The 23,585-nt window shown below is 61.4% G+C and carries 29 protein-coding genes and 1 tRNA gene; 15 read left to right on the forward strand and 15 right to left on the reverse strand.

The window, feature by feature from the left end; genetic code table 11:
- Positions 1–51: 51 nt before the first annotated feature.
- Positions 52–540 (reverse strand): RidA family protein, encoded by a 489-nt coding sequence (locus tag AF337_RS32300; protein ID WP_049735299.1) that lies wholly within the window; start codon positions 538–540, stop codon positions 52–54.
- 196 nt (positions 541–736) lie between these two features.
- Here AF337_RS32300 and AF337_RS32305 point away from each other — a divergent pair, with 196 nt between their 5' ends.
- Positions 737–1,429 (forward strand): TetR/AcrR family transcriptional regulator, encoded by a 693-nt coding sequence (locus AF337_RS32305; RefSeq protein WP_049735300.1) that lies wholly within the window; start codon positions 737–739, stop codon positions 1,427–1,429.
- Positions 1,430–1,712: 283 nt separating this feature from the next.
- On the forward strand, positions 1,713–3,638 hold the full coding sequence (locus tag AF337_RS32315) for an adenylate/guanylate cyclase domain-containing protein (RefSeq protein WP_049735302.1): 1,926 nt from the start codon (positions 1,713–1,715) through the stop codon (positions 3,636–3,638).
- Positions 3,639–3,873: 235 nt separating this feature from the next.
- On the opposite strand, the gene AF337_RS43435 is transcribed toward AF337_RS32315, so the two are convergent.
- Positions 3,874–4,050, reverse strand: a complete 177-nt coding sequence (locus tag AF337_RS43435) for a hypothetical protein (RefSeq protein ID WP_160320394.1) — start codon at positions 4,048–4,050, stop codon at positions 3,874–3,876.
- A 308-nt stretch (positions 4,051–4,358) separates the two neighbouring features.
- Between AF337_RS43435 and AF337_RS32325 the strand changes: the two genes are divergently transcribed.
- The 3 genes from AF337_RS32325 to AF337_RS32335 all read left to right on the forward strand — a co-directional run bounded on the left by AF337_RS32325 (position 4,359) and on the right by AF337_RS32335 (position 7,995).
- Positions 4,359–4,856 (forward strand): DinB family protein, encoded by a 498-nt coding sequence (locus AF337_RS32325; RefSeq protein WP_049735304.1) that lies wholly within the window; start codon positions 4,359–4,361, stop codon positions 4,854–4,856.
- Positions 4,857–5,251: 395 nt separating this feature from the next.
- Positions 5,252–7,042: an ABC transporter ATP-binding protein gene (locus AF337_RS32330; RefSeq protein WP_049735305.1), complete on the forward strand. Its 1,791-nt coding sequence runs from the start codon at positions 5,252–5,254 to the stop codon at positions 7,040–7,042.
- Positions 7,043–7,233: 191 nt separating this feature from the next.
- Complete coding sequence (locus tag AF337_RS32335; RefSeq protein WP_049735306.1) at positions 7,234–7,995, forward strand: NYN domain-containing protein; 762 nt, start codon at positions 7,234–7,236, stop codon at positions 7,993–7,995.
- 144 nt (positions 7,996–8,139) lie between these two features.
- Here the strand turns inward: AF337_RS32335 and AF337_RS32340 are convergent, their stop codons facing one another.
- Entirely contained in the window at positions 8,140–8,670 is a 531-nt protein-coding gene (locus tag AF337_RS32340; RefSeq protein ID WP_049735307.1) for a dihydrofolate reductase family protein, read from the reverse strand.
- Positions 8,671–8,804: 134 nt separating this feature from the next.
- On the opposite strand from AF337_RS32340, the gene AF337_RS32345 reads away from it, so the two are divergent.
- Complete coding sequence (locus AF337_RS32345; RefSeq protein ID WP_049735308.1) at positions 8,805–9,110, forward strand: hypothetical protein; 306 nt, start codon at positions 8,805–8,807, stop codon at positions 9,108–9,110.
- Between the two features lie 233 nt (positions 9,111–9,343).
- On the opposite strand, the gene AF337_RS32350 is transcribed toward AF337_RS32345, so the two are convergent.
- A complete protein-coding gene (locus AF337_RS32350; RefSeq protein WP_152971285.1) occupies positions 9,344–9,796 on the reverse strand; it encodes a hypothetical protein in 453 nt (150 codons plus the stop codon).
- A gap of 191 nt (positions 9,797–9,987) precedes the next feature.
- On the opposite strand from AF337_RS32350, the gene AF337_RS32355 reads away from it, so the two are divergent.
- Positions 9,988–10,665, forward strand: coding sequence for a winged helix-turn-helix domain-containing protein (locus AF337_RS32355; RefSeq protein WP_049735359.1), 678 nt, complete (start codon positions 9,988–9,990; stop codon positions 10,663–10,665).
- A gap of 6 nt (positions 10,666–10,671) precedes the next feature.
- Positions 10,672–12,069 carry a sensor histidine kinase gene (locus AF337_RS32360; RefSeq protein WP_049735310.1) on the forward strand — a complete coding sequence of 466 codons (1,398 nt, stop codon included), beginning with the start codon at positions 10,672–10,674 and terminating at the stop codon, positions 12,067–12,069.
- Here the strand turns inward: AF337_RS32360 and AF337_RS32365 are convergent.
- Entirely contained in the window at positions 12,012–12,869 is an 858-nt protein-coding gene (locus tag AF337_RS32365) for a glycosyltransferase family 25 protein (RefSeq protein ID WP_049735311.1), read from the reverse strand. The two genes, AF337_RS32360 and AF337_RS32365, sit on opposite strands and share 58 nt — an antisense overlap.
- A 199-nt stretch (positions 12,870–13,068) precedes the next feature.
- Between AF337_RS32365 and AF337_RS32370 the strand changes: the two genes are divergently transcribed.
- Positions 13,069–13,542, forward strand: coding sequence for a nucleoside deaminase (locus AF337_RS32370; RefSeq protein ID WP_049735312.1), 474 nt, complete (start codon positions 13,069–13,071; stop codon positions 13,540–13,542).
- Positions 13,543–13,926: 384 nt separating this feature from the next.
- Entirely contained in the window at positions 13,927–14,622 is a 696-nt protein-coding gene (locus AF337_RS32375) for a class I SAM-dependent methyltransferase (RefSeq protein WP_049735313.1), read from the forward strand.
- 43 nt (positions 14,623–14,665) lie between these two features.
- On the opposite strand, the gene AF337_RS42880 is transcribed toward AF337_RS32375, so the two are convergent.
- The 8 genes from AF337_RS42880 to AF337_RS32415 form a co-directional block, all read right to left on the reverse strand.
- Complete coding sequence (locus AF337_RS42880) at positions 14,666–15,265, reverse strand: hypothetical protein (protein WP_152971286.1); 600 nt, start codon at positions 15,263–15,265, stop codon at positions 14,666–14,668.
- Between the two features lie 462 nt (positions 15,266–15,727).
- On the reverse strand, positions 15,728–16,321 hold the full coding sequence (locus AF337_RS32385) for a hypothetical protein (protein ID WP_049735315.1): 594 nt from the start codon (positions 16,319–16,321) through the stop codon (positions 15,728–15,730).
- A gap of 14 nt (positions 16,322–16,335) precedes the next feature.
- The gene (locus AF337_RS32390) at positions 16,336–16,548 is read right to left on the reverse strand and encodes a response regulator transcription factor (protein ID WP_049735316.1); all 213 of its coding nucleotides are present in this window, start codon (positions 16,546–16,548) and stop codon (positions 16,336–16,338) included.
- Positions 16,545–16,838, reverse strand: coding sequence for a GcrA family cell cycle regulator (locus AF337_RS32395; protein ID WP_049735317.1), 294 nt, complete (start codon positions 16,836–16,838; stop codon positions 16,545–16,547). Before AF337_RS32395 ends, AF337_RS32390 begins: the two co-directional genes overlap by 4 nt.
- On the reverse strand, positions 16,835–17,230 hold the full coding sequence (locus AF337_RS32400) for a hypothetical protein (protein WP_049735318.1): 396 nt from the start codon (positions 17,228–17,230) through the stop codon (positions 16,835–16,837). The genes AF337_RS32395 and AF337_RS32400 overlap by 4 nt, the downstream gene beginning before the upstream one ends.
- Positions 17,196–17,561: a hypothetical protein gene (locus tag AF337_RS32405; protein WP_049735319.1), complete on the reverse strand. Its 366-nt coding sequence runs from the start codon at positions 17,559–17,561 to the stop codon at positions 17,196–17,198. The genes AF337_RS32400 and AF337_RS32405 overlap by 35 nt, the downstream gene beginning before the upstream one ends.
- A gap of 22 nt (positions 17,562–17,583) precedes the next feature.
- The gene (locus AF337_RS32410) at positions 17,584–17,835 is read right to left on the reverse strand and encodes an RNA polymerase subunit sigma-70 (protein ID WP_049735320.1); all 252 of its coding nucleotides are present in this window, start codon (positions 17,833–17,835) and stop codon (positions 17,584–17,586) included.
- A gap of 153 nt (positions 17,836–17,988) precedes the next feature.
- Positions 17,989–18,222, reverse strand: a complete 234-nt coding sequence (locus tag AF337_RS32415) for a hypothetical protein (protein ID WP_049735321.1) — start codon at positions 18,220–18,222, stop codon at positions 17,989–17,991.
- Between the two features lie 82 nt (positions 18,223–18,304).
- Between AF337_RS32415 and AF337_RS32420 the strand changes: the two genes are divergently transcribed.
- The 3 genes from AF337_RS32420 to AF337_RS32430 all read left to right on the forward strand — a co-directional run bounded on the left by AF337_RS32420 (position 18,305) and on the right by AF337_RS32430 (position 20,320).
- A complete protein-coding gene (locus tag AF337_RS32420; RefSeq protein WP_049735360.1) occupies positions 18,305–18,952 on the forward strand; it encodes a S24 family peptidase in 648 nt (215 codons plus the stop codon).
- Positions 18,953–19,817: 865 nt separating this feature from the next.
- Positions 19,818–20,081: a hypothetical protein gene (locus tag AF337_RS32425; protein WP_049735322.1), complete on the forward strand. Its 264-nt coding sequence runs from the start codon at positions 19,818–19,820 to the stop codon at positions 20,079–20,081.
- Between the two features lie 11 nt (positions 20,082–20,092).
- Positions 20,093–20,320 (forward strand): hypothetical protein, encoded by a 228-nt coding sequence (locus tag AF337_RS32430; protein WP_049735323.1) that lies wholly within the window; start codon positions 20,093–20,095, stop codon positions 20,318–20,320.
- Positions 20,321–20,346: 26 nt separating this feature from the next.
- On the opposite strand, the gene AF337_RS32435 is transcribed toward AF337_RS32430, so the two are convergent.
- Positions 20,347–20,586, reverse strand: a complete 240-nt coding sequence (locus AF337_RS32435) for a DUF982 domain-containing protein (protein ID WP_049735324.1) — start codon at positions 20,584–20,586, stop codon at positions 20,347–20,349.
- 276 nt (positions 20,587–20,862) lie between these two features.
- Here AF337_RS32435 and AF337_RS32440 point away from each other — a divergent pair, with 276 nt between their 5' ends.
- Positions 20,863–22,446, forward strand: coding sequence for a hypothetical protein (locus AF337_RS32440; protein WP_049735325.1), 1,584 nt, complete (start codon positions 20,863–20,865; stop codon positions 22,444–22,446).
- A 110-nt stretch (positions 22,447–22,556) separates the two neighbouring features.
- Here the strand turns inward: AF337_RS32440 and AF337_RS32445 are convergent.
- Positions 22,557–22,633 (reverse strand) — tRNA-Pro (locus AF337_RS32445).
- A gap of 265 nt (positions 22,634–22,898) precedes the next feature.
- On the opposite strand from AF337_RS32445, the gene AF337_RS32450 reads away from it, so the two are divergent.
- Entirely contained in the window at positions 22,899–23,306 is a 408-nt protein-coding gene (locus AF337_RS32450) for a hypothetical protein (RefSeq protein WP_049735326.1), read from the forward strand.
- Positions 23,307–23,585: the final 279 nt, after the last annotated feature.

Raw genomic sequence — 23,585 nt, forward strand, 5'->3', positions numbered from 1 at the left:
CCTGACGAAAACCTGCTCCGGCAGAATGCTTCAATCTAACCAGGAAAGGCTCTAGTCCAAAAGGACGACGGCTTCGACCTCGAAGAGCATGGGGTCGATCGCCAGCTTGGGAACGGGAATCAACGTCTGCGCCGGCAGGGCTGCGCCGAACATCTCCTTGACGTTCTCCGTCAACACCTGAAGCTTGGACATATCGTGATCGACCACGAACACCGTCAGCTTGGCGACCTGATCGGGCCTGGCGCCAAGCGCATCGAGGGCGCTGCGCAGATTGGCGTAGGCCTGCTTCACCTGGACGGCGAAGTCGGGCGACAAGGCGCCGCTGCTGTCCTGGCCGCCCTGCCCGGATATATAGGCCAGCCGGCCTTCCCTCGGCACGATCACCGCCGTGCTGTAGCCGTTCGGCGAGGGATCGTAGAGGTTTTTCGGATTGACGATGGTCAGCTTGAGATTGGTCTCGTTGGCTGCCGTTTTGGCGGGAATTCCAATGGTCATGATGATGAGCCCTCCGATGAGCAGATGCGTGATTGCGCGTGACATGATTTTCTCTTGAGCGTTGAGGACTGCGGGCCACCTCCCCGCAGCCGGCAGGATTGAACGTCGGTTTGTCGCCTATGTGATTGTCTCGTACAATGTACGATTAACTTGCATCGTACATTGTACGAGTCAATCCGTCAGCATCGACATTCATCGCTTTGTCGGATTAAATCGACAAACCGATCAGCAGGGAAAACGGATGGCAGCCAAACGCAGCGGCGCGGCGGATAAGCCGCCTCAACGGAAAGCTCCTCCGTCCGGGCCGGAGCCGCGCAGTGAACAGCCTCTCTCGCCGGAACGGATCGTGGCGACCGCCATCGAGCTGCTGGATGCCGAGGGGCTCGACGGATTGAAGATGCGCCGGCTCGCCGATCGCCTCGGCGCCGGCGCGATGAGCCTTTACTGGCACGTCGGCAACAAGGAGGAAGTCTTCGACCTGGCGCTCGATTCGGTGCTCGCCTATCGCGGCCCGGCGCCAGTCGATGCGTCGGAAGACTGGCGCGGCGACGTCGTTCATCTGCTCAAGGACTGGCGCGCCGCCATGCTGCGCCATCCCTGGTCGGCATCGCTCCTGCCGCGCCGGGCGCTCGGCCCGAACATCCTTGCGCGCCTGGAACTGCTGGGCAGCACCCTGTCGAGAGCCGGTGTGGCCGACGCCGATCTGAACGTCGCGATATGGTCGCTCTGGAACTATGTGATCGGCGCCACCACCACAAGGGCAAGCTTCGACCTCTCGGACGAGGACAGAGCCGCCGCGCAGCAGCGCCTGACAGCTCTCAGTCAACACTACCCCACCATCGAACGCTCCCGGCTGCTGCTCGACAATGACTGGGACGGCGCCTTCAGCAAAGGCCTCGACTTCCTGCTCGATGGCCTGGTTCCCAAGCAATGAAATTCGTCGCCCATGCGCGCCGCTGGTGGAGACGGCGCGGATCCTCGGGTCAAGCCCGAGGAGGACGGAGGGTGGGGTGAGCGCCGTGGCAAATCCAGCGCTGTGTGGCGGAAAAAAGGCCATTGCCCCTTCGGCCCTCGGGGGTGAGCTCCGTGGCAAACGCAGCGATCACCAGCTTGTGCAAGCCTTCAAAAAGCAGTTAGCTGGCATCGTTGGGTAGCGCATGCCAGACAGACCTTGCGCTATCCGTGCTGAGACGTGTCCGCATTTCGGGGGAAATCGCGTGCGCTGGTCCAAACCGCTCAGACTGCACCTCGGCGTCCTGGTCGTCGCGTCATTGCTGTGCACGTCGGCGCCGATCATCTGGATGGCGTTCAGCCGCGGAAGCGATGCTGCGGTCAGTGCCGGCGCGCAGCAGATGCGGGCGATGAGTTTGCGGCTGATCGAGGGATACCGCAATACGCTGCAGGGCGTCACCGAGGCGGTGGCGCTGGCATCCACCCTGCCGCAGCTGGTTTCCCTGCCGCCTCAGGACATCAAGGAAAAACAGCAGTTCTTTCAGGAGGTTCTGCGAAACGTCCCCAACGCCACCAGCGTTTACGCCGGCTACCCCGACGGCTCCTACCTGCAGGTGATCAATACCGCCCGGCGCGACGCTCGCCAGACGCTTGCCGCACCCGATGGCACGGCTTTCGCGATCAGAATGATCGCACGGAGGCAGGGCCCCGACATCATCTCGACGCTGCGTTTTCTCAACAGCGATGCTGAGGTGATCGGGGAGCGCAATGTCGAGGATACATCCTTCGATCCGCGGCAACGCCCATGGTATCGATCGGTCGTTCAGGACGGCGTGCCGGTTTCCGTCGGCCCCTATGTCACCGGCACCCTCAATGTTCCGACGCTGACGATCGCAGCCCCGATGCGGGACGATGGAAAAGTAGTGCTCGGCATCAACATTCACCTGCAGACCGTCAGCCGCCTGCTCGACGCCGAGGAGATTTCGCCAAGGGCGCGGGCCTATATCATCGATGCCAACGGCAATCTCGTCGCCCATTCCGACCCTGATATCATGAGCAGGATCATCGGCTTGTGGTCGAGAACATCAGGCGCCTTTGGTGCGACCGCAAACCGATTCGACCCGAGCCTCGAAACCGTGACGCGACTGCGGCAGGATCCGGCCTTTGCCGGCGGCGGCCTGGCGCGGGTCGATTTCGATGGCGAAACCCATCTGGTGCAGATCGCTCCGGTCAGCGTCTCCGGCCTGTTCACGGGCAGCGTGGCTGCCATCATCGTGCCGCTGGCGGATCTGGTGGCCGAGGCCAATCGGCTGCTCCGGCGCAATCTGTTCATTGCCGCCGCGTTCCTGCTCGCCGGCGTCGGCGCCTCGGTGATGCTGTCGCGCATGGTCAGCCGCTCGCTCTATCGGCTGGCGGACGAGGCCCGCAGGATCGGCGATCTGGAGGTCGGCGAGAAACCGATGTCCCACTCCTGGATCAGCGAGATCAACACGCTGGCGAGCGCGCTGTCGGCCAGCCGTCATGCCATCGGTCAGTTTGCCCTTTATGTCCCGCGCGAAGTGGTCCGGCAGATCGTCAATCCCGAGACGAGAACGATCGTCAGGGCGAAGCGGCAGGAGGTGACCGTGCTGTTCACCGACATCAAAGACTTCACGACCATCTCCGAACAACATTCGCCCGAGGAGGTGGTGGACACGCTTTCTGCCTATTTCGAACAGCTGAACACCATCGCCGAGCGCAACGGCGGCACCGTCGTGCAATATCTCGGCGATTCCATTTTCGTCATGTGGAACGCCCCGGTCGACGATAGCAGACATGCCGAACACGGCTGTCGATGTGCACTCGCCATGAAAGCGGCGGTCGACGGCTTGAACGAAGCCAATCGCAGCAATGGCCGCCCGGAACTCCTGACGCGATTCGGGTTGCACACCGGCCCGGCCGTCGTCGGCAGCTTCGGCGCGATTTCGCGTCAGCAGTACACGGCCATGGGCGATACGATCAATGTCGCGTCACGGCTCGAAGGCATGAACAAGGAGCTGAACACATCGATCCTGGTCAGCGCCGCCACCCGCAACGCCGTCCCCGACCGCTTCACCTTCCGCCCCTTCGGCCTCGCCCCGGTCAAGGGACGCGCCGAGAAGGTCGACATATGGGAGCTTGTCGGGGAAATCGGCGCCGAGCCGCCAGGATGAGAAGTGCCGAGGAGATGATGCTGTGCCGTGTAATGGCAGCGCAGCAAGATAGACCAAGGCTGACGGCTGAGTTTGGCGAAACCGTACCCTCAATCTCCGTCATCCCAGGCCTTGAGCCTGGGATCCATGGCCCCGCTGGTGGCAGCCGGCGTGGATCCTCGGGTCAAGCCCGAGGAGGACGGAGGGTGGGGTGAGGTTCTGGGCAGGTACCGCGCGGTATTTTCCCAAAGAGAATTTAATTCTGGCGGTTGGCGCGCCTTCTCGCAGCTACCGCGGCATTGCCTGTCAGCATCTTGCCCGTCGATGCATCAAAAATGGGGGCGTCTTCCGCTTGCTTCGTCGGCGCGGAGCAGCACATCTTGTCAAGCGTGCAGCGTATCAAACCGGTCTGGTCGCGGATACCTTCAGCCAAGCAGCGATCCATATGTCGTTTGACCATAGCCTCCCGCTGTTGAGGGCTGAGTTTCCCGGGGTGTCCGCAGGCTGTGAGAGCAAATGCGATCGGGATCAAAAGTGCTAATTTATATTTCATGACCGCCCAATATCGAAACTATCAGCGCCCTTATAACCAGGGGCGACCCGCTTACAATCAGACGATGTAAATCAAGCTTGACGAACAGTGAAGGTGGCCTAGATCCATTCCATCGGCCTCAGCCCCTACGGGTTTTCTCTGCATCCGCCGATCTCCCCCAACACCGCTAACCATCGGAGTCCGAGACAATGATCTCAGCCGGATACTGCCGACTCATGGCCCGTTACAACAGCTGGCAGAACACCTCTCTCGTCACCGCCGCCGACGGGCTGACGCATGCCGATCGCTGGAAGGATCGGGGCGCGTTCTTCCAATCGATCGCCGCGACGCTGAACCATCTTTATTGGGCCGACGCCCTGATCCTCGCGCGGTTGAAGGGCAATGAGCGGCCCGAGGAAACCATCACGCACTCGCTGACAAGCCCATCCGATTGGGATGCATTCAAGAGCCTGCGTCTGCAACGCAATGCCGAAATCGAAGCCTGGGCGAGAGAACTGCGCGACGCCGAGCTCGACGGCATGCTTGTCTGGTATCCCGGCGACGGTGCAACGCGGGTCCAGAAGCCGAAGGCGAACTGTGCGATCGAACTCTTCAACCACCAGACCCATCACCGCGGCCAGGTCCACGCGATGCTGACGGCAGCCGGTGCAAAACCGGAGCCGACCGACCTTTCGCGCCTGCCATAACGTGTCCGGCACCGGCTCGGCGAACCCGGCAAGAAACGGCGGTGCGTAAACCTGCACGTTATAGATTGTGTCGTTTTCGCATCACTTTCTGTCAGGTTGCAATTTCCCGGTTGGCAAGCGCCGTCACCTTCGCTACAAGAGGCTCACCGCGTCAGATCGAACAAAAGGGAGGCGTTGCATGACATCATCAGCAATCACCAAAATCCTCCCGTGCGGAATGTCCCGACACTAGGTCATTTCCATTCGCGGCCCGCCTCAAGCGCGCCCGACATGCGGTTTTCACTCCGTTCATAGCCCGATTGATCTGACGGGATTATTTCGTCTCCCGCTTGGGCTGTGCCAATTAACGCTCGATTTTGAGGACCGGTTGCCGATATGCGGCCGGGTTGGTTCAAATGACTCGCAAGAAGCTCGATTTCCGCGCCGATGCCTATCGCAACGTGCTCGGCTTTATCTTTCATCACTGGACCCACCGGCCTGGTTTGGTGGGGCTGATCATCGTGCTGGTGATTTCAAGCACGCTCGCCGAAGTCATGGTGCCGGTCTTTTCAGGCCAGATCGTCGATGCCATCGCCGGCGGCAATGCGGCCGACGGCGCACTCCGCGCCTTCGTCATCGTCGTGGCATTGGGCTTCACCAGCGTGGCGCTGCGCTATTTCATCTTCAACGGCATCATCCGGCTGACGCTGCGCACCATGGCGGATGTCACCAATGGCGGTTTCCACAAGGTGCAGCGTTTCTCCACCGACTGGCACGCCAACAGCTTTGCCGGCTCGACCGTGCGCAAGATCACCCGCGGCATGTGGGCGCTGGATTCGCTCAACGACCTGCTGCTCGTCGCTCTCTTGCCGTCGATCGTCATGCTGGTCGGCGCCAGCATCGTGCTCGGCAGCTATTGGCCGGTGATGGGACTGATCGTCAGCCTGGGATCGCTGGTCTATATCGGCGTCACCGTGGCGCTTTCCATGGGCTTCGTGTCGCCGGCGGCAAGGCTGGCCAATGCCTGGGATACCAAGCTCGGCGGCGCGCTCGCCGATGCGATCAGCTGCAACTCGGTGGTCAAGGCATTCGGCGCCGAAAGCCGCGAGGAGACCCGGCTCGGCCGGGTGCTCGGCACCTGGGACAGCCGCACGCGGCGGACATGGAAACGCGGCACGTTGAGCGGCACGATCCAGGGCTTCATGATGGTCTCGATGCAGGCCGGCATTCTGGGAACCGGCCTCATTATGTGGCAGCAGGGGCTGGCGACGCCTGGAGACGTCACCTTCGTGCTGGCGATGTTCTTCGTCCTGCAGGGCTATCTGCGCAATGTCGGCCAGGACATCCGCAACCTGCAGCGTGCCGTCAACGACATGGAAGAGCTGGTGCTGCTCGACAAGATGCCGCTGGGGATCGAGGACAGGCCGGACGCCACAGCGATCAATATCGGCAGCGGCGAGATCGTCTTCGACCGCATCACCTTCCAATACGGCGCGCATCCGACCCCGCTCTATGAGGACTTTTCGGTCACCATCAAGCCGGGCGAGCGTGTCGGCCTTGTGGGGCATTCGGGTTCGGGCAAGACGACCTTCGTCAAGCTCATCCAGCGCCTCTACGACGTCAATGCGGGCGCGATCCGCATCGACGGGCAGGATATCGCCAGGGTCCGGCAATCGAGCCTGCGCAGCCAGATCGCCATCGTCCAGCAGGAGCCGATCCTGTTTCACCGCACGCTGGCGGAGAATATCGCCTATGCCAGGCCGAACGCCTCGCGGCGCGAGATCGAGCAGGCGGCGAAACAGGCGAGCGCCCACGACTTCATCCTGAGCCTGCCGAAGGGCTATGAAACCATGGTGGGAGAACGCGGCGTCAAACTATCGGGCGGCGAGCGGCAGCGCGTCGCCATCGCCCGCGCGTTCCTGGCCGATGCGCCGGTGCTGATCCTCGACGAGGCGACCTCCAGCCTCGACAGCGAGAGCGAAATGCAGATCCAGCAGGCGATGGAACGCCTGATGGACGGCCGCACCACACTCGTCATCGCCCACCGGCTGTCGACGGTCAGGGCGCTCGACCGGCTGCTGGTCTTCGACAAGGGCCGGATCGTCGAAGAGGGCGACCACCAGGCGCTCATCCGCCGCCACGACGGCATCTATCGCCGACTGTTCGAGCAGCAGGCGCTGGAGCTGACCAAGGGTCTGGTGGCCTGAACCGAAACGCCAGGGTTTTGCTCTGGCGTTTCCTTTTTGTGGGTGAGACAAACTTGTCGTTGGCTTCGCGCCGTGTGACCCCCTCATCCGCCCCTCCGCTGCTTCCATCGCTATAGACCGCGACGAAAACTTCTGGTTGAAATAACTGGCATCTTGAGTTTGGGACCCATCAATCGCCAGGGAGCTTCGACATGCCTGAACTACGCTCGCCACGTCTTGCGGTTCTTATCGATGCCGACAATGCCTCGGCGAAAATCGCCGACGGTCTGTTCGAGGAAATAGCCAAGATTGGTGAAGCGATCGTGCGGCGCATCTACGGCGACTTCGCCAGTACTCGCTCGAAAGCATGGATCGATATCCTCGCAAGACACGCGATAATCCCTCAGCAGCAGTTTGCCTACACCCCAGGCAAGAACGCGTCCGACATCACGCTCGTCATCGAAGCGATGGACCTGCTGCATAGCGGCCGCTTCGACGGTTTCTGCCTGGTGTCGTCCGATAGCGATTTCACGCGCCTCGCCTCACGCATCCGGGAACAAGGGATCGACGTCTTCGGCTTCGGCGAACAGAAGACACCGGAGAGCTTCCGCCAGGCATGCCGGCGGTTTATCTATACTGAAAATCTGGCTCCTTCGATCGCCTCGAACGGAGCTGACGCCGTACAGGCTGCATCGTCACCGAAGCCGCCGAGCGCCGCAACGCCGATCATCAAAAGGGTGATCGCGCAGATGGAGACCGAGGATGGATGGGTGCCGCTTGACGCCGTTGGAAAGCATCTTGCCAATCTGGCATCTGACTTCGATCGACGGACTTTCGGAATCAAGAAATTGATCGATCTGGTGAAGAAGACGAACGCCTTCGAGGTGGATCACGCCGAAGGCCGTCCGCTTCGCATCCGCCTGAAGCCTCCACCACCCCCCAAAAAAAGCGTGAAACCGAGCATCAGCAGATGACCGCGAAACTGGTCTGAGACGGGCGTCCATCAAAACGAAAAGTGCCATCAACCCTTCGCAGTGTTGATGCTTCCGGATAGAGGGATCATCATTGGCACGCCTTTCATGATCGCTCTTCAGCCGCTTCCATCGCCGTGAACCCAATCAACCAGGCACATATGTCAATCGCACCGCATCCCCGCCGATCCGATCGCTGGCGACAAGGCGGAGCGGCGGCCTCGGGCCGGTAAAGAAGGGCTTGCCGCGGCCGAGCACGACGGGGTGGAAGTAGAGCCGATACTCGTCGATCAGGCCAAGCTCGGTCAGACCACCCGCAAGCTCCGGCCCGGCGACTTGAATTTCCCCGGCAAGCCCGGCCTTCAGCCCGCGGATCACCGCCTCGACATCCTCCGAAACAAGCGTGGCATTGGGGCCGACCGACGTCAACGAGCGCGACACGACCCATTTCGGCTGGCGCCGCCATGCCACAGCGAAGTCACGCTGCTCCGGGGTCCATTCAGGGTGGTCTTCGTCCCAGTAGCGCATGATCTCGTACATGCGGCGGCCATAGAGGCTCCCCGTCAGGCCGCGCACCTGCTCGATCCAGTGACGAAAGAGCACGGGATCGGGCGCAAATTCCTGGTAGTCGACATAGCCATCCAGGGACAGGTTCATTCCGAAGACGAGCTTCGCCATGCCATCATCCTCCACCCGGTACTTCAGGATAGCTCAAGCCGCCATCGATAGCCAAGGCTCCCCGCAAAGTTTGAGTTGACCGCTTTCGATGGTGAGGCGACAGTTGCACCTGCAGCAAGGCAGGAGGCAAAGCGATGGACGAGGCAGACCGCTGGCGCAGCATGGCCAGCGCACCGAAAGACGGCAGTCGGATCCTGGTGACGATCCGCCCGTCCGAACAGGGGCCGGCAGAAGTTGACCTCGCCTATTGGTCGCATGGCGATCAGTTTGGCGCAGAGAGCTGGCGCGCCTCCGATTCCTCGCCCGGGCAGATCATCGAATATGCCGAGCCGGAATTGAAGTGCTGGATGCCGCTGCCCTCGGCCAATCTCACCCGCCTCTCGATGCCCTCCCCCTGGGAAGGCGACGACGCCGAGCAGCTCGACGGATCGGGGATTTAGGAAAACGGGCCGAGGAACAAGCGTCGATAAGGCCAAGGTCGGTCAGGTTTCCCGAGAGGTCGGATTCGCGACAAGTGTCGAACCGGGACCGGCTGCCTTCGGCTTAGTCTTGGCTCTGATGGGGATTCTCAAGCCTTGTGTCGGCTGCGGCCCGTAGCGCTTGGCGAACCATTTCCTGTCAAGAACGGACGATATCTGCGCCTCGCGCAACAGGCCACCGTCGATAGCAAAAATCACGTTTGGAAAAAGCTTATCTGATAATCTTCGAATTCATCGGGCGATTCCGGCTGAACAAACTCCACGACGAATGTACGATCAGGAAATTGCCACCCAAGCTTTGCGATGTAGATTTCGCGCAGGCGTTCGCCCAGGATCGCCAGCTTGTCGCCGGCGACATCTATGCATGCCGAGTGCTGAATGTCAGCGATGTGAAAATGATTCATGACCCATTCGATAGACTGGCGCGTTGCCTCAGCATTTCGTTCAAAGGATCGTAAGCCCTCCAAATTGAAACCATCAACGAGAATATATTTTTCAAACTCGACGAAGCGAGGCCAGAATATCTCTGCATAGCCTACGGCGAGCGAGAAGTTCCCGCTGTTGGCGGTCCAGTCTCCGAGGCTGATCCCTCGACCATCATTCCAGGCGGCGAGCTCTGATTTCATACTATCTGGAATGTTCGCCAATCGTCCCCTCCCCGTCATGTAAACGTACCGAGACGAGAAAAGCCTAACTCGTCGCATCTTTCAAGGAACGGTGGGAAACTCTTGAAGTCCGGTTGCGACGTCGACCACGCCCCCACCTTACAAATCCGTAAGTTGTCGCCCAGCCGCCCGCTCCGCTAGATTGCCCCGCCATACCGGGAATGATCGGGCTGATGCGGATCCTGCTTATCGAGGACGATCGGAAGACGTCGGATTATATCGCCAAGGGCCTTTCCGAGGCAGGCCATGTCTGCGACGTGGTCGGCGACGGGCGCGATGGGTTGTTTCAGGCGCAGCGCGAGGCCTATGACGTCATCGTCGTCGATCGCATGCTGCCGGGGCTCGATGGGCTGGCGATCGTTCGATCGCTCCGGGCTGCCAAGGTCGGCACATCGGCGCTGTTCCTGACCTCGATCGGCGGCGTCGACGACCGGGTCGAGGGGCTGGAGGCGGGCGGCGACGATTATCTCACCAAGCCCTTTGCCTTCTCCGAGCTTCTGGCCCGCGTCAACGCGCTCGGCCGGCGGCCGCCGGTGCAGGAGCAGAAGACGGTGCTGAAGGTTGCCGATCTCGAGCTCGATCTGATCCGCCGCGAGGCGCGGCGCGCCGGCCAGGTGATCGAGCTGCAGCCGCGCGAATTCACCCTGCTCGAGGTGCTGATGCGCGGCGAAGGCCGGGTCCTCACCAAGACGATGCTGTTGGAGCGGGTTTGGGATTTCCACTTCGATCCGAAGACCAGCGTCGTCGAGACCCATATCAGCCGCTTGCGGGCGAAGGTCGACAGGCCGTTCCAGGCCCAGCTCCTGCACACGGTCCGCAACACCGGCTACAGCCTGCATGCGCCGCGTTAGAAAGGGATGATTTTTCCCGACCGCACACGCTTTTCGGCATCCTTCTCCAGCCTGCGCCGGAGCACGCCGTTCCGGCTTGCCGTCACCTTCGGCGTGCTCTTCGTCGTCACCTTCTTTCTGAGCGGCGCGGTCATCTATCACATGCTGGACCTCGGCCTTTCCCGCGATCTCGAACAGTCGCTGACCGAGATGAATTCGCTCATCGTCTCCACCTACGAGCCCGGTGACACCCAGGATCTGGTCAACACGCTGAACAATTATGCGAGCTTCCAGTCGACCTCGGACGGGCTTTATTCGCTGACCGACCATGCCGGCAAAAAACTCGCCGGCAATTTCGCCGCACCGCCCATCCCGAACGGCGTCTATACCGTCCGCTCGCGCGATGTCGGGCTGAAGGGTCACGAACGTTACCGCATGCAGGTGTCGACGATCGGCCCCTACAGCCTGGTGGTCGGCGAAAACTTCAACGATGTCGACGAGATGCTGCGGATCGTGCTCGAAAGTTTCGAATGGGCGGCAGCGATCGTCGTGGCGACGGCGATCGGCGGCGGCGTGTTTCTCGCCGTTCGCGCCCAGGCGCGGCTGGACAGGGTGGCCCTCACCATGAACGATGTCTCCCACGGCGCGCTCGACGCCCGCATTCCGATCAGCGGCAATGGCGACGATCTCGATACGGTGGCGATCCAGATCAACGCGGCGCTGGTGCGGCTGCAGAGCCTGGTCGAGAGCATGCGGCAGGTGAGCAGCGATATCGCCCATGATCTGAAAACCCCGCTGAACCGGCTGCGGCTGACGCTCGATGCCGCGGTGGCGGGCAATGACCGGCAGGCGGATGTCTCAGCCCTTCTCGACGAGGCGAGAAACGAGAGCGACCGGATCAACGCCACCTTCGAAGCGCTGCTGCGCATCTCGCAGATCGAGGCCGGCGCCCGCAAGGAGCGTTTCCAGGCGACCGATCTCGACGCCGTGCTGGCGGTGATTTCGGAAGTCTATGTCGATGTCGCCGAAGATGCGCAGAAATCGCTGACGATAACGGCGCGCACTCCCGCCATCATCCGCGGCGACCGCGATCTGCTGACGCAGCTGATCGCCAACCTGGTGGAGAATGCGATCAACCACTGCCCGGCCGGAACGGTGATCACGGTTTCGCTGCGCAGCAAAGCCGATCGCGCCATCCTCTCCGTCGCCGATAGCGGCCCCGGCATTCCCGCCGGCGAAAGGGAAAAAGTCTTCCGGCGGCTCTACCGGCTGGACAAAAGCCGCACGACACCCGGAAGCGGGCTCGGGCTCAGCCTCGTCAAGGCGATCGCCGAGCTGCACGCGGCCGAGATCACCATGGCCGACAATCACCCCGGCCTCATCGTCTCGATCGCCTTTCCGCTACTCCCGGCGGAGCGAACCTGACCCCCAATCCTCGACGCCGCGAGACGGCGGAAGCGGGCGGTAAAGCGGCGGATTTCGGCCGCCGCGCGATAGGGCAGAACGCTCCACGGCCGGCGGCGGCCGAGCCGATAGGCCGAAAGCCCTGCCTGGATCTGCGAGCAGGCATCCGCTCTTTGGCTGACCGGCAACGGATCGACGAAGCAGGCGCTCAGGCCCTCGTCGAATTCCAGATCGAAGGCGAGATCATAGGGCAGCCGCATCGGCAGCAGGGCGCCTGCAATCCAGCCCGCCGCCTTGCGGTTGATCAGATAGGCGCCGGAGCCCTTCTCGCGGGTCAGCGCAATGGCAAGCGAGCGCGACGCCGTCAGCGGCGCCACGTGATGCTTGCGCCCGGTATTGACGGTGGAAAGACGCAGGATGTCCCAGCGCCTCTGATGCTGCAGCGCCGCCTCGAGCACCTCGGCGAGATCATCGTCGAAATCGAGGTCGTCTTCCAGAATGAGCGCGAATTCGGCATTGCCGGAGAGGAAGCGCCTGGCGCATTCGACATGGCTGAAAAAACAGCCGATCTCGAAAGGGTTCGGCCACCGGCCATGCCGGCTCAGATAGGCGGCTTCGTCAAAATCCGGATGCGGCAGGCTGAGCGCCGCACCATCCACCGCCGCCACCCGCTCGAAGGCCAGGCCGATGCCGGAAAGCAGGCGCTCCATCCGAAACCGCCGCAACGGCGCCCGATCGAGATTGATCAGATAGGTATCGACCCGCAGGCTGACCGGATGGATCGCCGGCATCAGGGCGGCGGGTGTGGCGCGCATGTTCATGAGTGAGCTGGCCTTCGACTTGGCAACGACTGCGCCAAACCTGCGCCGGAAAACTCACGGGCACCTCGCCGGGGCTATACATTTTCGTAAGGTGCGGGTGTCTGCACGCGATCGCCGATCCTCAACCCAATTTGCAGCCCTTGGAAATCCCGCCGATTCAAGACAAAATCATCCCGCTTTAGCTTTTGGGGAGACTCTGATGGAAGATCACGAGCCGTTTTTGCGCGAGGCGATTGCGCTCTCGAAATCCGCGATGGACCGGGGCGACGAACCATTCGGCTCGGTGCTGGTGAAGGACGGCGTGGTCATCCTGCGCGCCGAAAACAGCGTCTTCACCGGCCACGATATGACCAACCACGCCGAGATGAACCTGGTGAAATCTGCGGCGCAGCACTACGACACCGGTTTTCTCGCCGACTGCACGCTCTACACCAGCACGGAGCCGTGCGCGATGTGCTCCGGGGCGATCTACTGGTCGGGCATCGGGCATATGGTGTTTGCGTGCTCCGAAACCCGGCTTGGCGAGATCGCCGGCATCGGGTTGAACGTGCCGAGCCGGGCAGTGCTGCAGACCGGCGCGCGCATCGTCACCGTGGTTGGCCCGACGAACCTCGAAGCCGAAGCCGCCGCGGTGCATCAGAAGTTCTGGCCGAAACATCTGGGCAAGGCTTAACCTCAGCCGGGAATTTGGCGCCCTGATCTCCGTCCTCCCAGGCTTCGAGCCTGGGATCCATGCCCGCTGCTGAGAGGGTCGTTTGGGAAAGAAATGCTTTCCTCGAACTGGGAGATTGCCGCGCGCTCCTCATCCGGCTGCCGCCACCTTCTCCCCGCTCGCGGGGCGAAGGGGATATGCCGCAACCTCTCCGTCCCTCACCAACGTCTCGCAGGGCACGTCCCCTCTCCCCGTTTTACGGGGAGAGGGTTAGGGTGAGGGGCAGCCATGCGCTCTGCGGCGGCTTGCATCTACCAGCGTTTCTCGCAAAAATGGTACGGCTGCCCCTTAGTCAAACACGCATGACCGAACGCAATCGTCCGACACCCCACGGAAAGGCAAACCATGGCCGAGAATGACTATGATGCCTTCGCGGCGGCTTATGACGCGGATAATGAGGCCAATGCCTGGAATGCCTATTACGAGCGGCCGGCCATTCTTGCCTTGGTCGGCGAGGTCGCCGGGCGTTCCGTGCTCGATGCCGGCTGCGGCGGCGGGGCGCATGCGACAGCGCTTGTCGAGCGCGGGGCCGTGGTGACCGGGATCGATGCCAGTGCCGGCATGCTGCAGATCGCGCAACGCCGCCTGGAAGGACGCGCGCGCCTGCTGCAGGCGGATCTCGGTGAAGCACTGCCCTTCGAGGATCAAGCGTTCGAGCTGATCCTCGCCTCGCTCGTCCTGCATTATCTGCCGGACTGGTCGGCGCCGCTCCGGGAATTCAGCCGGCTGCTGCCGAAAGGCGGCCGCCTGGTTTTCTCCACCCACCATCCCTTCATGGATCACCCGTCGAGCGGCCACGACAATTATTTCGAGACCTACAGCTTCGACGAGACCTGGCAGCGCGGCGGACTGGAGATCGCCATGCGCTTCTGGCACCGGCCGCTGCACGCCATGTTCGACGCCCTCAAGGCGGCCGGATTTCAGATCGATATCGTCAGCGAACCCCAGCCCGATCCTCGCGCCGCCGCGCTGTTTCCGCAGGCCTACCGGAGCCTGACGGCGACGCCGCGGTTCCTGTTCTTTTCGGTGGTGAAAGGATGATGATGTGGGTGACGACGGGTTTTCAAGCGGCTTGCGCCCGCTGCTACGAGCTTTCGGGCTCGACGACGTCCTCATCAAAGCGACCGCGCCTGAGAAAAATATCGGCCGCCTGCTTGGCGATCGGCAGAATGCGCTTCGGCCATCCGGTTGAAATCAGGTCATCGTCGGTCATGAAGCGTGGAGTGGCATCGCAGGCGTCCCGCATTGCCGCAAGAACTCTTTCAGCTGCCTCGGTTTCCTGATCGGTCATCGTAGAGAGGAGCTGAATCGGACCTTCATCGGGGAACCAGTCGAAGAAGTAATTGAAATATTCCGCCCATCCAAGGTCTCTGACGGCTTCGTCGCCCTTTGACAAAACGTCGAAGAGCTCGATGAAGCGATTTCGGATGCGCTGATCCAGGAGACGGGGAGCGATAGCATCGGTCATCCGCTTTTGAAACATATCGGTAGTCGAAGTACAACTGACGCCAATCGTGAGCCGTTGAGACAAGGCGCGGATACCTTTGAGGCCGTCATCACCGGCCGCTGAAAATATCTGGCGACGCGGCGAAGATGGCACGCGACAAATCAAAATTTTCCGGCGGCGCGGGAACAAGAAGCGCCTGAAATCGTAAGTATGATGGGCCGTGTGGAGGTGCGTCATAACACAGCCATGCACTTCGATACTCTGCGCGGCCCACTCCTGTTACACGCCACAATAGAAGCGTGTCACATTCTTTCAACGGCGCTCCCGCTCCCCTCCGTCATCCCCAGGCCTTGAACCCCGGCTGTTCGGTTGGCGCCGGTGGCTGGCCAAGCCCCCTCCCCAACTGCGAGGAAGATTGACCTCGCTCGCAAATGTTGCGCTCGATCGGCAAGGCGTTTGTCGAAAGTGCCCCCAACCTCCGTCATCCCAGGCCTTGAGCCTGGGATCCACGCCGCAGCTGATGGAGGCCGGCGTGGATCCTCGGGTCAAGCCCGAGGAGGACGGAGAGTGGGGTGAGCGCCGGGCAAACACAGCATTGGCGGATGGAGAAGGGGCCAGTTTCGCTACGGTCTTGCAAAGGCAGTCATCCGCATTCATGCCGCCAAATCGACGACTGACACGCGCCCCACCGCCCCCTCATCACCCACCCTTCGCCCCGCGCAGCGCGATCAACCCCCGCCGCAGCCACAGCAATTGCTGCGGCGGCATCTGGCGCAGATGTTCGTAGTCCATCACCGTGACGTTGTAGACGGTGCTGCGCACCTGCGGGCCGTCCTGGCAGCGCAGCAGGATGGCCTGCAGGGCCATCATGCGGTTGCTGGCTTTGCGGGCGCGGTCGGCGAGGCTTTCGGTGACTTCGCCTTCGTGGCCCTTGACGGAAAAGAGCGATTGCGCCCTGGGGCTCGGGGCCGGGATGCCGGTGGTCTTGTGGTAGCGGGCCATGGCTTCGGCATAATCGTCGCCGGCCTGACGCTGCTCTGCGGAAATCAGGCCGTCGAGGAACATGCGCCCCAGCGTATAACCGGCAAACGGGCTCTTGACCGTCTCGTCGTCGACCGTTCGGCCGAAGCCGTGGATGCGGCGGCGGGCTGCTATCGCGACGCTGATATTGTCCTTCTCGGTCTCGAACGGCTTGATCTTGCCGCAGGGAAAACGCTCGACATTTGCCTTGCGCGGCCGGCCGGCGCCCTTGTTTGCCCGTGCCGTCTTTATCTTGGCTGCTTTGCCACCCATGCTGATTGTCCTTCCTATCGAATGATGCCGTTGCGCAGTGCGGCGGCGACCAGTGCGGTGTCTTTGAAGACGCCGAGTCTCGCCTTGGCGTTGGCGATGTGCGTGTTCACGGTGATGGGGGAGATGCCGAGAATGGTGCCGATCTCGGCGGCGGTCTTTCCGGCCGCCATCCAGCCGATGATTTCGGTTTCGCGCGGGGTGATGTTGCTCTTGATGGCCGGGCTCATGATGCCGGCCCATCGATGCAGGGCACCCGCGGCATCGTCACCTCAGCCCCCGACAAGGTCACCCGCGTGACGCGGTCGGGGTGGCGGATCGGCGCCGGCGCCTCGCAGGTCTCGGGCGGCGGCCGGGTGACTTGCCGTGCGGGAAACCTGTCGCGGTTGCGGTGCGTCATGTTGATGACGGTGTTCTTCTTCGAGCCGAACAGATTGGCGATCTCTCTTGCCGAGAGCCCCTGCTGCCAGAGCTTCTGCGCCTTGACGATCTTGTCTTCCGTCCAGAACAGGCTTCTCACCTCAATGCCTCCTCGTGTCGTGTGGCTCGTGCAATGATCGGGTTGTCGGGAAACATTTTCGCCAGCTCCCGCTTGGCGCTGCGGCTGCCGTTCGCCGCGTCGCGCAGCAGCTGCATCTTGTAGGCCGCGACTTTCGGCTGCGGCGGCTCGGGCACCCGCTCGACGCGCGGGCGGCTTTGCGCCGCGATGGCCGCCTGCTGCCGGCGGCATTGCTCGGCGAAACTGGCCGAGCTCGGTGCGAAGGCGCGGTTATGATTCCTGACCTTTCCTGAAATGAAGAGTTTGGCCGCCTGCCAGACGGCCTCCAGCGGGATGCCGTCGATGGCCAGCAGATAGGCGCGGATCTGCATGTCGGGATCAATGCCTGCGGATGCCGGGAAACCCGAAAGCATCCCCGCTATGATCTTCACCGGAGAGGAAATCTCTTGCGGCATCGACTGTCGTCCTTCTCGTGCTGCTGTTGATCGACCCGGCTTCCCTCGCCTTCTCCTTGAGGTACCAGTCACATTTGATCGCCTGCCAGCCGCGGAAGATCTGCATTTCGGCAGCACCGGCCGGATCGCCGGTCAGCAGATATTCTCTGGCCTGGATGCGGGCGGCGTAAGCGGTCAGCGGTTTCCTCAGCGTGCGCTTGCGATGCTCGATGACGGCTGCCGCCAGTTCCTCCCCCAGCACCGGGCTGAGGATGTCCATGATCTCCTTGCTCATTGTTTCCTTCGCCATGCCGTTTTCCTTTTTCGGTCGCTCAAACGCACCGCCGTTGCCCGCCGGCAAAACTGACCGGCGTGCCGGGCCTGATGCGGTGGGGAAACCGGCGGATCTCCGCGCCGGCATGATCCTGCTGGACCGTGTCGCCCTTCTCGGCGCTTCGAAGCCGGTGGATCTCGATTTCCACCGAAGGCACCGACAGGCCGAGAATGGCTGCGATTTCGATATAGTCCCTGCCGGTGCGGAAGAGTTCGAGCGCGTTCATGCCGATGTGATCCTTCTTGTCCATTTCGCGCGCAGAACGCCGTTGCCGCCGAAGCGGGCGCTGCCTAGGTGCTTCATGTGAATTCATCGGCGGCGCTCCAGTCGTCTGCCGGGGCCGCCCGGGGGATAGCTGCCGGCGTCGCCGAGGGAGGGCGACGACGCCGGCCACCGAGAGCCGTCAGGGAGGGGTGAGGCTGTCGGGATTGGCGAGCGGCGACGCGCCGGGATCAGCGATCGGCCGCATCTCTTTCGGGCTGGTCTGCCGGCCGCAATTTTCGCAATGGCGCTCGATCACCTCGGCGATCGACAGTGCCTTGCCGCAGTTCGGGCAGCCGGTGTAGCGGCAGCTTTCGCGCTGGAATGGGCCGACTGCTGCCTCTGTGGAGGCGCTGATGTTTTGGCTGTTTGTCATGCGTATAGGGTACATTTAATACCCCGTACGTCAAGCAGAAAAAAGCATGACATATACCCTGAAATGGGGTATTTTTTATATCATGTTGAAAGATCAGGAACAATTTGAGCGCGAAGAACGCGCAAAGCGGCTGGTCATGGCCAGAAAGAACGCCGGCTTTGCCGGGCCGAAAGCGATCGTCGATCGGTTCGGCTGGAATGCGAATGTCTACAAGGCGCATGAGTCCGGCCGCAACGGCTTCGGCATCGCCGATGCGAAGAAGTACGCCCGCGCCTTCAAGGTCAATCTCAACTGGCTGCAGTTCGGAACCGGCAACGCGCTCGATCCGGATGAGCTGCCGGCTTCCGTCGCCGACGTGCCGAAGATCTCCTGGGTCAGCGCCGGCCAACTGAGCGAGCAGGCGCCGATCACCGACTTTTCCGAATTCCCGACCGTGGCCGCCCTCGATCTGCCCGATGGCGAATGGATTGCGCTGGAGGTCGAAGGCAATTCGATGAACAAGATCTCGCCGCCGGGCTCGATCATCTTCGTCAACCTGCGCGACAAGCGCCTGGCGCCGAACGCACTTTATGTCGTCGCCGACGAGACGGGGGCCGCCACCTACAAGCGCTATCGCCCGAACGACAACCCGCCCTTCCAGCCCGCCTCCTACGAGGATGTGCCGCCGCCGGAATTCCAGGGCGCCGTCACCATCGTCGGCCGCGTCCGCCGATCGATCATCGAGATGTAGGGATGAGATGCTTGTTGCGGATAATCCATATTTATCAAGGAAACCAAGACGATCCGCCCTTCCTCTCGCGCCGGTAGAATCTGGTTTTACATCGCCACATCAACGATGCTTCTCCTGGCCTTCAGCGCCGCGCGCGAGATATACGGCCTGTAGGATCTCGCTCCGACCTCCCCATCCGTCGATCGGGATCACCGAGAGCGATCGGGATCACCGAGGGCGATCGGGATCACCGAGGGCGATCGGGATCACCGAGGGCGATCGGGACGCCCCTCCTCTGAAACGAGACATTGCGAAACTCCGGACACCACCCGCACGCCATTACCGAGGGGAATATCCTTCGGCAGCCCTCACACACGAATCGAAAATTCGGCGACCCCAAGGTCCGGGCTCGATCACCGCGGCGGCGATTCCGATCTCGTTACGCCCTCCCGTTTTTTCTCGCAGCATCAGACTCCAAGAGAACCTTGTTTTCTATCTCTCTGTCTTCGCTCCTGAAGGCTGGTGAGGGAGGGTTCCGGCCAAAGCTTCCCCCTACCCCATGAGCAAAGCCCATGAAGCCGGGAGAGCATTGGCCAGGTCCTGAAGGCCGGAGCCGGGATGGGACACGTGCCAGAGGGGCCATTCGCTTCGCCCTCGTCCTGATTTTCTGACAGCGCACTTAAGGACTTTCGCTTCCCGCGCCGCTGGGCTTCGTCAGCTCGGGAGTTGCACCCGGTCGCCCAATCACTGGCGACAGACATACGCCTATGATTCGTACCTCGTCAATCTGTAAGGTATTTTTAATACCCTAGATGGTTGACGCAATGAGGTATTATATATACCTTAGTCTCGCAAGCCGATCAGCGGCGCGTGAGAGGACGGGGTGATGCAGCACATCCGCAATATCGAAACCGTGGAAAGCAGGCGCGACGCCCGCTGGAATGGCGCGCTGGGGATGGGAGACTGCAGCGCCTATATGGCGATCGAGGCCCAGCGCATGGGCGCCCTCGGCTTTGCCTTCCTCCACCGTCCCGAACATTCGGTGCGCGGCCCCTCCTGGCTGCGCGGCGCCCGCGCCTCCGTCGAGGAACATTACCGCTATGCCCGGCAGATTATGGGCATGACCGATCATGATCAGCTTTACGCCTGAGGGGAGCGGAAATGTCTGCCGATTGCATCGTCAAGGCCTTTTCCGGCTGCGCCTGCCGGCCGGGTGATTGCGCGGAAAAGCCCCTCACCCCGGCGCCGGTAAGCTTCATCTCCTGGCGCAAGCAGGCCATCACCTGCCTCGCCTTCGGCTTCCTCGCGGCGATCGTCACGGCCGCCTGGATGGAGACGCGGTTCAAGAGCGAGGACCTCGCCAATCAGGAGCAGGTGTCATGGAAGTAAGCCCAGGCTTTGCCCAGCACCGCCGATCAGGAACTATATTTGATATCGCTCGCCTTGGCCGCGGTAATGAAGGCCCGGCGCACCTGCTCGGGCTCGGCGGCATCGTTGAACACATCAAGCACAAGCCGCTCGGCAACCTTGGCCGCCGGCGTCTGGTCGGGCCAGTCATTCAGCAAAGCGTTGCCGGCCTGGACGACATTATAGACCGTCCTCACCTTGCCATTGATGGTGATCTTCACCGGTTTGAAGCTTCGTCGCTTGCTCATGGCGCAGTATCTCACACGGAACGCGACTCAACGAATCACTTTGGGACTCGTTCCGGTTGATTCGAAAGCACGGCGCATAAAGCTGATTCGGGCGCGCCGATGCAGCGCGCTGGTGTTCAACCGCGTCGTTATAACTTTCCTGCAGAAAAATTATAACGGAAGAGAAGAGCGAGCTGGCGAGCCCTTCTCCGCAAGGGACCGATCTGAAGCTGATCTAAACCCTACATCCCAAATGAGATCGTGATATGGTTGGAGTCTGAAGCGGGAGAAAGAACTATGCTGAAAAATCATATAGTTCTGGCGGTTGGCGCGCTTAGTGTTTTCGTGCCTCACGCAGTAGCCATTGCCGATCCGCTTCCCAAAGGTTTTGAACGCCACAAATTCAACGGATCGGTCAGACCGGAGGTCAAGGACGGCGTGACCCGCTTTCAGATATTCGACCGTCAATGTTCCAATGTCGACTATGGAGATGGACGCGGTGAAAATGATTGCCGCAATGGCAACGTCCGCTCAACGATCCGCTATACGCGAGACATGAAGGTTGGCGAAAGCGTCGAATACAAGTTTGATTTCCGGCTCGATCCGACTTTTGCCTACAAAGGCTGGCACAACAACTCCGCCAACGGCTTTTATCCCGATGGCTGGGACAGCCATTTGCGTTTCGCCTCCTGGGAAGGACCGGCAGTCCACAATTTCATCTACATGCTGAAAGCCGACACGCGCAACGGCGTGAACTTTCTCGCCCGCCAATGCCAAAAACCGGAGGATTTCGGCAAATGGGCGACATTCTCGCTGAAAATCCGATGGGCAAACGATGAGGGCGGATGGGTTACGGCCAGCTGCGACAACAAGGTGATCTACGCCGCCGAAGGCGAAGCGACCAACCAGGCCCCGCATTGCTGGGAATCGAACGAGTGCGAGCCGCAATCGAACCGCGACCCGAAATCATTCAACTTCATTCTCGGCCCGGTGATGATGGGTTGGGGGCATGACTGGAAGACCTATGACAATCATACGTCTCAGTTTGACGTGGTGCAGCCGGAGGGTATCCACATCGATGTCCGCAATGTCAGCGTGACCCGCGGTGTCAGCGACTATTCGGCCGAACAAGCAGGTTTGCTCAAGAGGCTGCAGCAGCAACTGGCTCATTTGGGCTGCAAGCCGGGAAATGTCGAGGGCAAGCCTGACAAGACAACACGGCAAGCCGCGCTTTCCTGCCGCAAGTTCGACAGCGGTTCGCTTCCCGAGGCGCTCAACCTCACGACGCTGCAGGCCTTCGCTGACGCCTATGCCAAGCCGGAGACCGCAAGTCTGCCTTCAGGCAACGCCGCGGCTGGCGTCGAAAACGTTTCGTCAAAACCGAGGACCTATATCAAGCTGGGCGAAATGCTTGCCATGAAGACTGGCAAGGACACCAAGGTGAATTCCAACTTCTTCGGCAAGATCAAAGGTGCCAAGAAGGGGCAGAACGAGCTGGACTTCATTATTCTGGGTCAGTTCGACTACACGGACAACAGTTTCAGCCAGCTGTCATTTCTCCTGCAGGACAATCTCTCCAAGGCCGAAGTGAATGCAGCCGCCAAATGCGGCTATGGGACGATCAGATTTCCAGACGGCACAGATCATTTGGAGATCGGCATGCAACGTTCAGGAAACACCTTCTCGTCCCCGCCAAGAACTGACTGCTTGATTCAAGCGCTCGGCAAACGACCGGCATCGCAGGTTCCCTACCTCACCACAGGGTTTGCCAATCTGGCGAAATCAATGGTGTCCGACGGCGGCTGGAAGAAACTGAGGCATGAAGGTTTGAAGATTTTTGTGAAACGTGTTGCGGATGGCGAGATCACAGTCGGCGGCTGAGATCGAAGCACAGTGCCGCACGTTCCTCCCTCACGGGTTGGGGAACATGCTGGGGATTTTTTGCTGATATCAGCGGAAACGAAAAACCCCGCCGGAGCGGGGTTTCTAGCTGGTCGGAGTGGAGTGATTCGAACACTCGACCCCCACGTCCCGAACGTGGTGCGCTACCAGACTGCGCTACACTCCGTGACCAGCGGCGCTTCTATAGAACAGCCTATCTGGTTGCACAAGCACCAAATTCCAAAAATCCGGTGGAATTTTTGACGGGTTGATGACAGGGCGTGGCGAGCGGGTGCTGCTGCAAAAAGACACACCCGGAGCAAATCGTCTGGAAGTGCCACAGGGGCAATTTTCTTTTGCCGGGTTCCGCGCTAAAGGGCTCGACGGGACAGGCGAAACCGCGCGTAAACAGCCGATTCGCAGCCACTGCGCTTGAGATCAGGGACGACACGATGAAACTCCGCACCATCACCGCGGCCGGGCTTGCAATTGGGCTTGCCGGATGCACCACCATACCTTCCGCCGGCAATCCGATCGAGGCCCGCTGGGTCGGCAAATCGGCCGGCATCTTCTTTGCCGCCTACGGGCCGCCGATCAGCGACAGCGAGCAAGGCGCCACCACCGTCTATACCTGGCGCGGCGGCTATAAGACCGTGCGCATTCCGGCAAAATATGCCGAAGGCGCCGACGGCAAGCGCGGCAAGCAGATCGCGTCGGCCCGCACCGCCTATCTGCGCTGCCAGGCCGAAATCACCACCAGTTCGGATTACACGATCCGCGACATCCGCACGGTCGCCGACATTCCCGGCGTCAACGGCCCGTCTTATTGCGCCGAGTTCCTGGCGCCGGAAGACAAGTAACGGGCGACCCGAACACACCGAAACAGGCGGCCGATGTGCAGCCTGTTTTGTTTTGGGCTCCACAAGTTCAGCCTCAAAGCATCCGCACGGATGCAGGCGAACGGCCTCGGGCACGGAGTCACGGAACGAATGATGATGTTAGGTTGTGCCGTGTGGCCCCCTCATCCGACCCTTCGGGCCACCGCCCGGGGGCGAGCCACAGGTTTCGCCCCCGGGCGGTGGCCCGAAGGGTCGGATGAGGGGGCTGCACGGCAGGGCGTCAGCGACTAGAAACCATCG

The organism is Rhizobium ecuadorense (assembly GCF_001187535.1).
Classification (GTDB): domain Bacteria; phylum Pseudomonadota; class Alphaproteobacteria; order Rhizobiales; family Rhizobiaceae; genus Rhizobium; species Rhizobium ecuadorense.

Coding starts and splice junctions, on each gene's coding strand:
- AF337_RS32430 (WP_049735323.1), top strand. CDS start 20,093: ATGTCTGCCGATTGCATCGTCAAGGCCTTTTCCGGCTGCGCCTGCCGG.
- AF337_RS32400 (WP_049735318.1), bottom strand. CDS start 17,230: ATGCTTTCGGGTTTCCCGGCATCCGCAGGCATTGATCCCGACATGCAG.
- AF337_RS32390 (WP_049735316.1), bottom strand. CDS start 16,548: ATGAGCCCGGCCATCAAGAGCAACATCACCCCGCGCGAAACCGAAATC.
- AF337_RS32325 (WP_049735304.1), top strand. CDS start 4,359: ATGATCTCAGCCGGATACTGCCGACTCATGGCCCGTTACAACAGCTGG.
- AF337_RS32300 (WP_049735299.1), bottom strand. CDS start 540: ATGTCACGCGCAATCACGCATCTGCTCATCGGAGGGCTCATCATCATG.
- AF337_RS32435 (WP_049735324.1), bottom strand. CDS start 20,586: ATGAGCAAGCGACGAAGCTTCAAACCGGTGAAGATCACCATCAATGGC.
- AF337_RS32420 (WP_049735360.1), top strand. CDS start 18,305: ATGTTGAAAGATCAGGAACAATTTGAGCGCGAAGAACGCGCAAAGCGG.
- AF337_RS32450 (WP_049735326.1), top strand. CDS start 22,899: ATGAAACTCCGCACCATCACCGCGGCCGGGCTTGCAATTGGGCTTGCC.
- AF337_RS32410 (WP_049735320.1), bottom strand. CDS start 17,835: ATGGACAAGAAGGATCACATCGGCATGAACGCGCTCGAACTCTTCCGC.
- AF337_RS32330 (WP_049735305.1), top strand. CDS start 5,252: ATGACTCGCAAGAAGCTCGATTTCCGCGCCGATGCCTATCGCAACGTG.
- AF337_RS32440 (WP_049735325.1), top strand. CDS start 20,863: ATGCTGAAAAATCATATAGTTCTGGCGGTTGGCGCGCTTAGTGTTTTC.
- AF337_RS32340 (WP_049735307.1), bottom strand. CDS start 8,670: ATGGCGAAGCTCGTCTTCGGAATGAACCTGTCCCTGGATGGCTATGTC.
- AF337_RS32355 (WP_049735359.1), top strand. CDS start 9,988: ATGCGGATCCTGCTTATCGAGGACGATCGGAAGACGTCGGATTATATC.
- AF337_RS32375 (WP_049735313.1), top strand. CDS start 13,927: ATGGCCGAGAATGACTATGATGCCTTCGCGGCGGCTTATGACGCGGAT.
- AF337_RS32370 (WP_049735312.1), top strand. CDS start 13,069: ATGGAAGATCACGAGCCGTTTTTGCGCGAGGCGATTGCGCTCTCGAAA.
- AF337_RS32335 (WP_049735306.1), top strand. CDS start 7,234: ATGCCTGAACTACGCTCGCCACGTCTTGCGGTTCTTATCGATGCCGAC.
- AF337_RS32405 (WP_049735319.1), bottom strand. CDS start 17,561: ATGGCGAAGGAAACAATGAGCAAGGAGATCATGGACATCCTCAGCCCG.
- AF337_RS32365 (WP_049735311.1), bottom strand. CDS start 12,869: ATGAACATGCGCGCCACACCCGCCGCCCTGATGCCGGCGATCCATCCG.
- AF337_RS32360 (WP_049735310.1), top strand. CDS start 10,672: ATGATTTTTCCCGACCGCACACGCTTTTCGGCATCCTTCTCCAGCCTG.
- AF337_RS32415 (WP_049735321.1), bottom strand. CDS start 18,222: ATGACAAACAGCCAAAACATCAGCGCCTCCACAGAGGCAGCAGTCGGC.
- AF337_RS32425 (WP_049735322.1), top strand. CDS start 19,818: ATGCAGCACATCCGCAATATCGAAACCGTGGAAAGCAGGCGCGACGCC.
- AF337_RS32345 (WP_049735308.1), top strand. CDS start 8,805: ATGGACGAGGCAGACCGCTGGCGCAGCATGGCCAGCGCACCGAAAGAC.
- AF337_RS32305 (WP_049735300.1), top strand. CDS start 737: ATGGCAGCCAAACGCAGCGGCGCGGCGGATAAGCCGCCTCAACGGAAA.
- AF337_RS42880 (WP_152971286.1), bottom strand. CDS start 15,265: ATGACGCACCTCCACACGGCCCATCATACTTACGATTTCAGGCGCTTC.
- AF337_RS32385 (WP_049735315.1), bottom strand. CDS start 16,321: ATGGGTGGCAAAGCAGCCAAGATAAAGACGGCACGGGCAAACAAGGGC.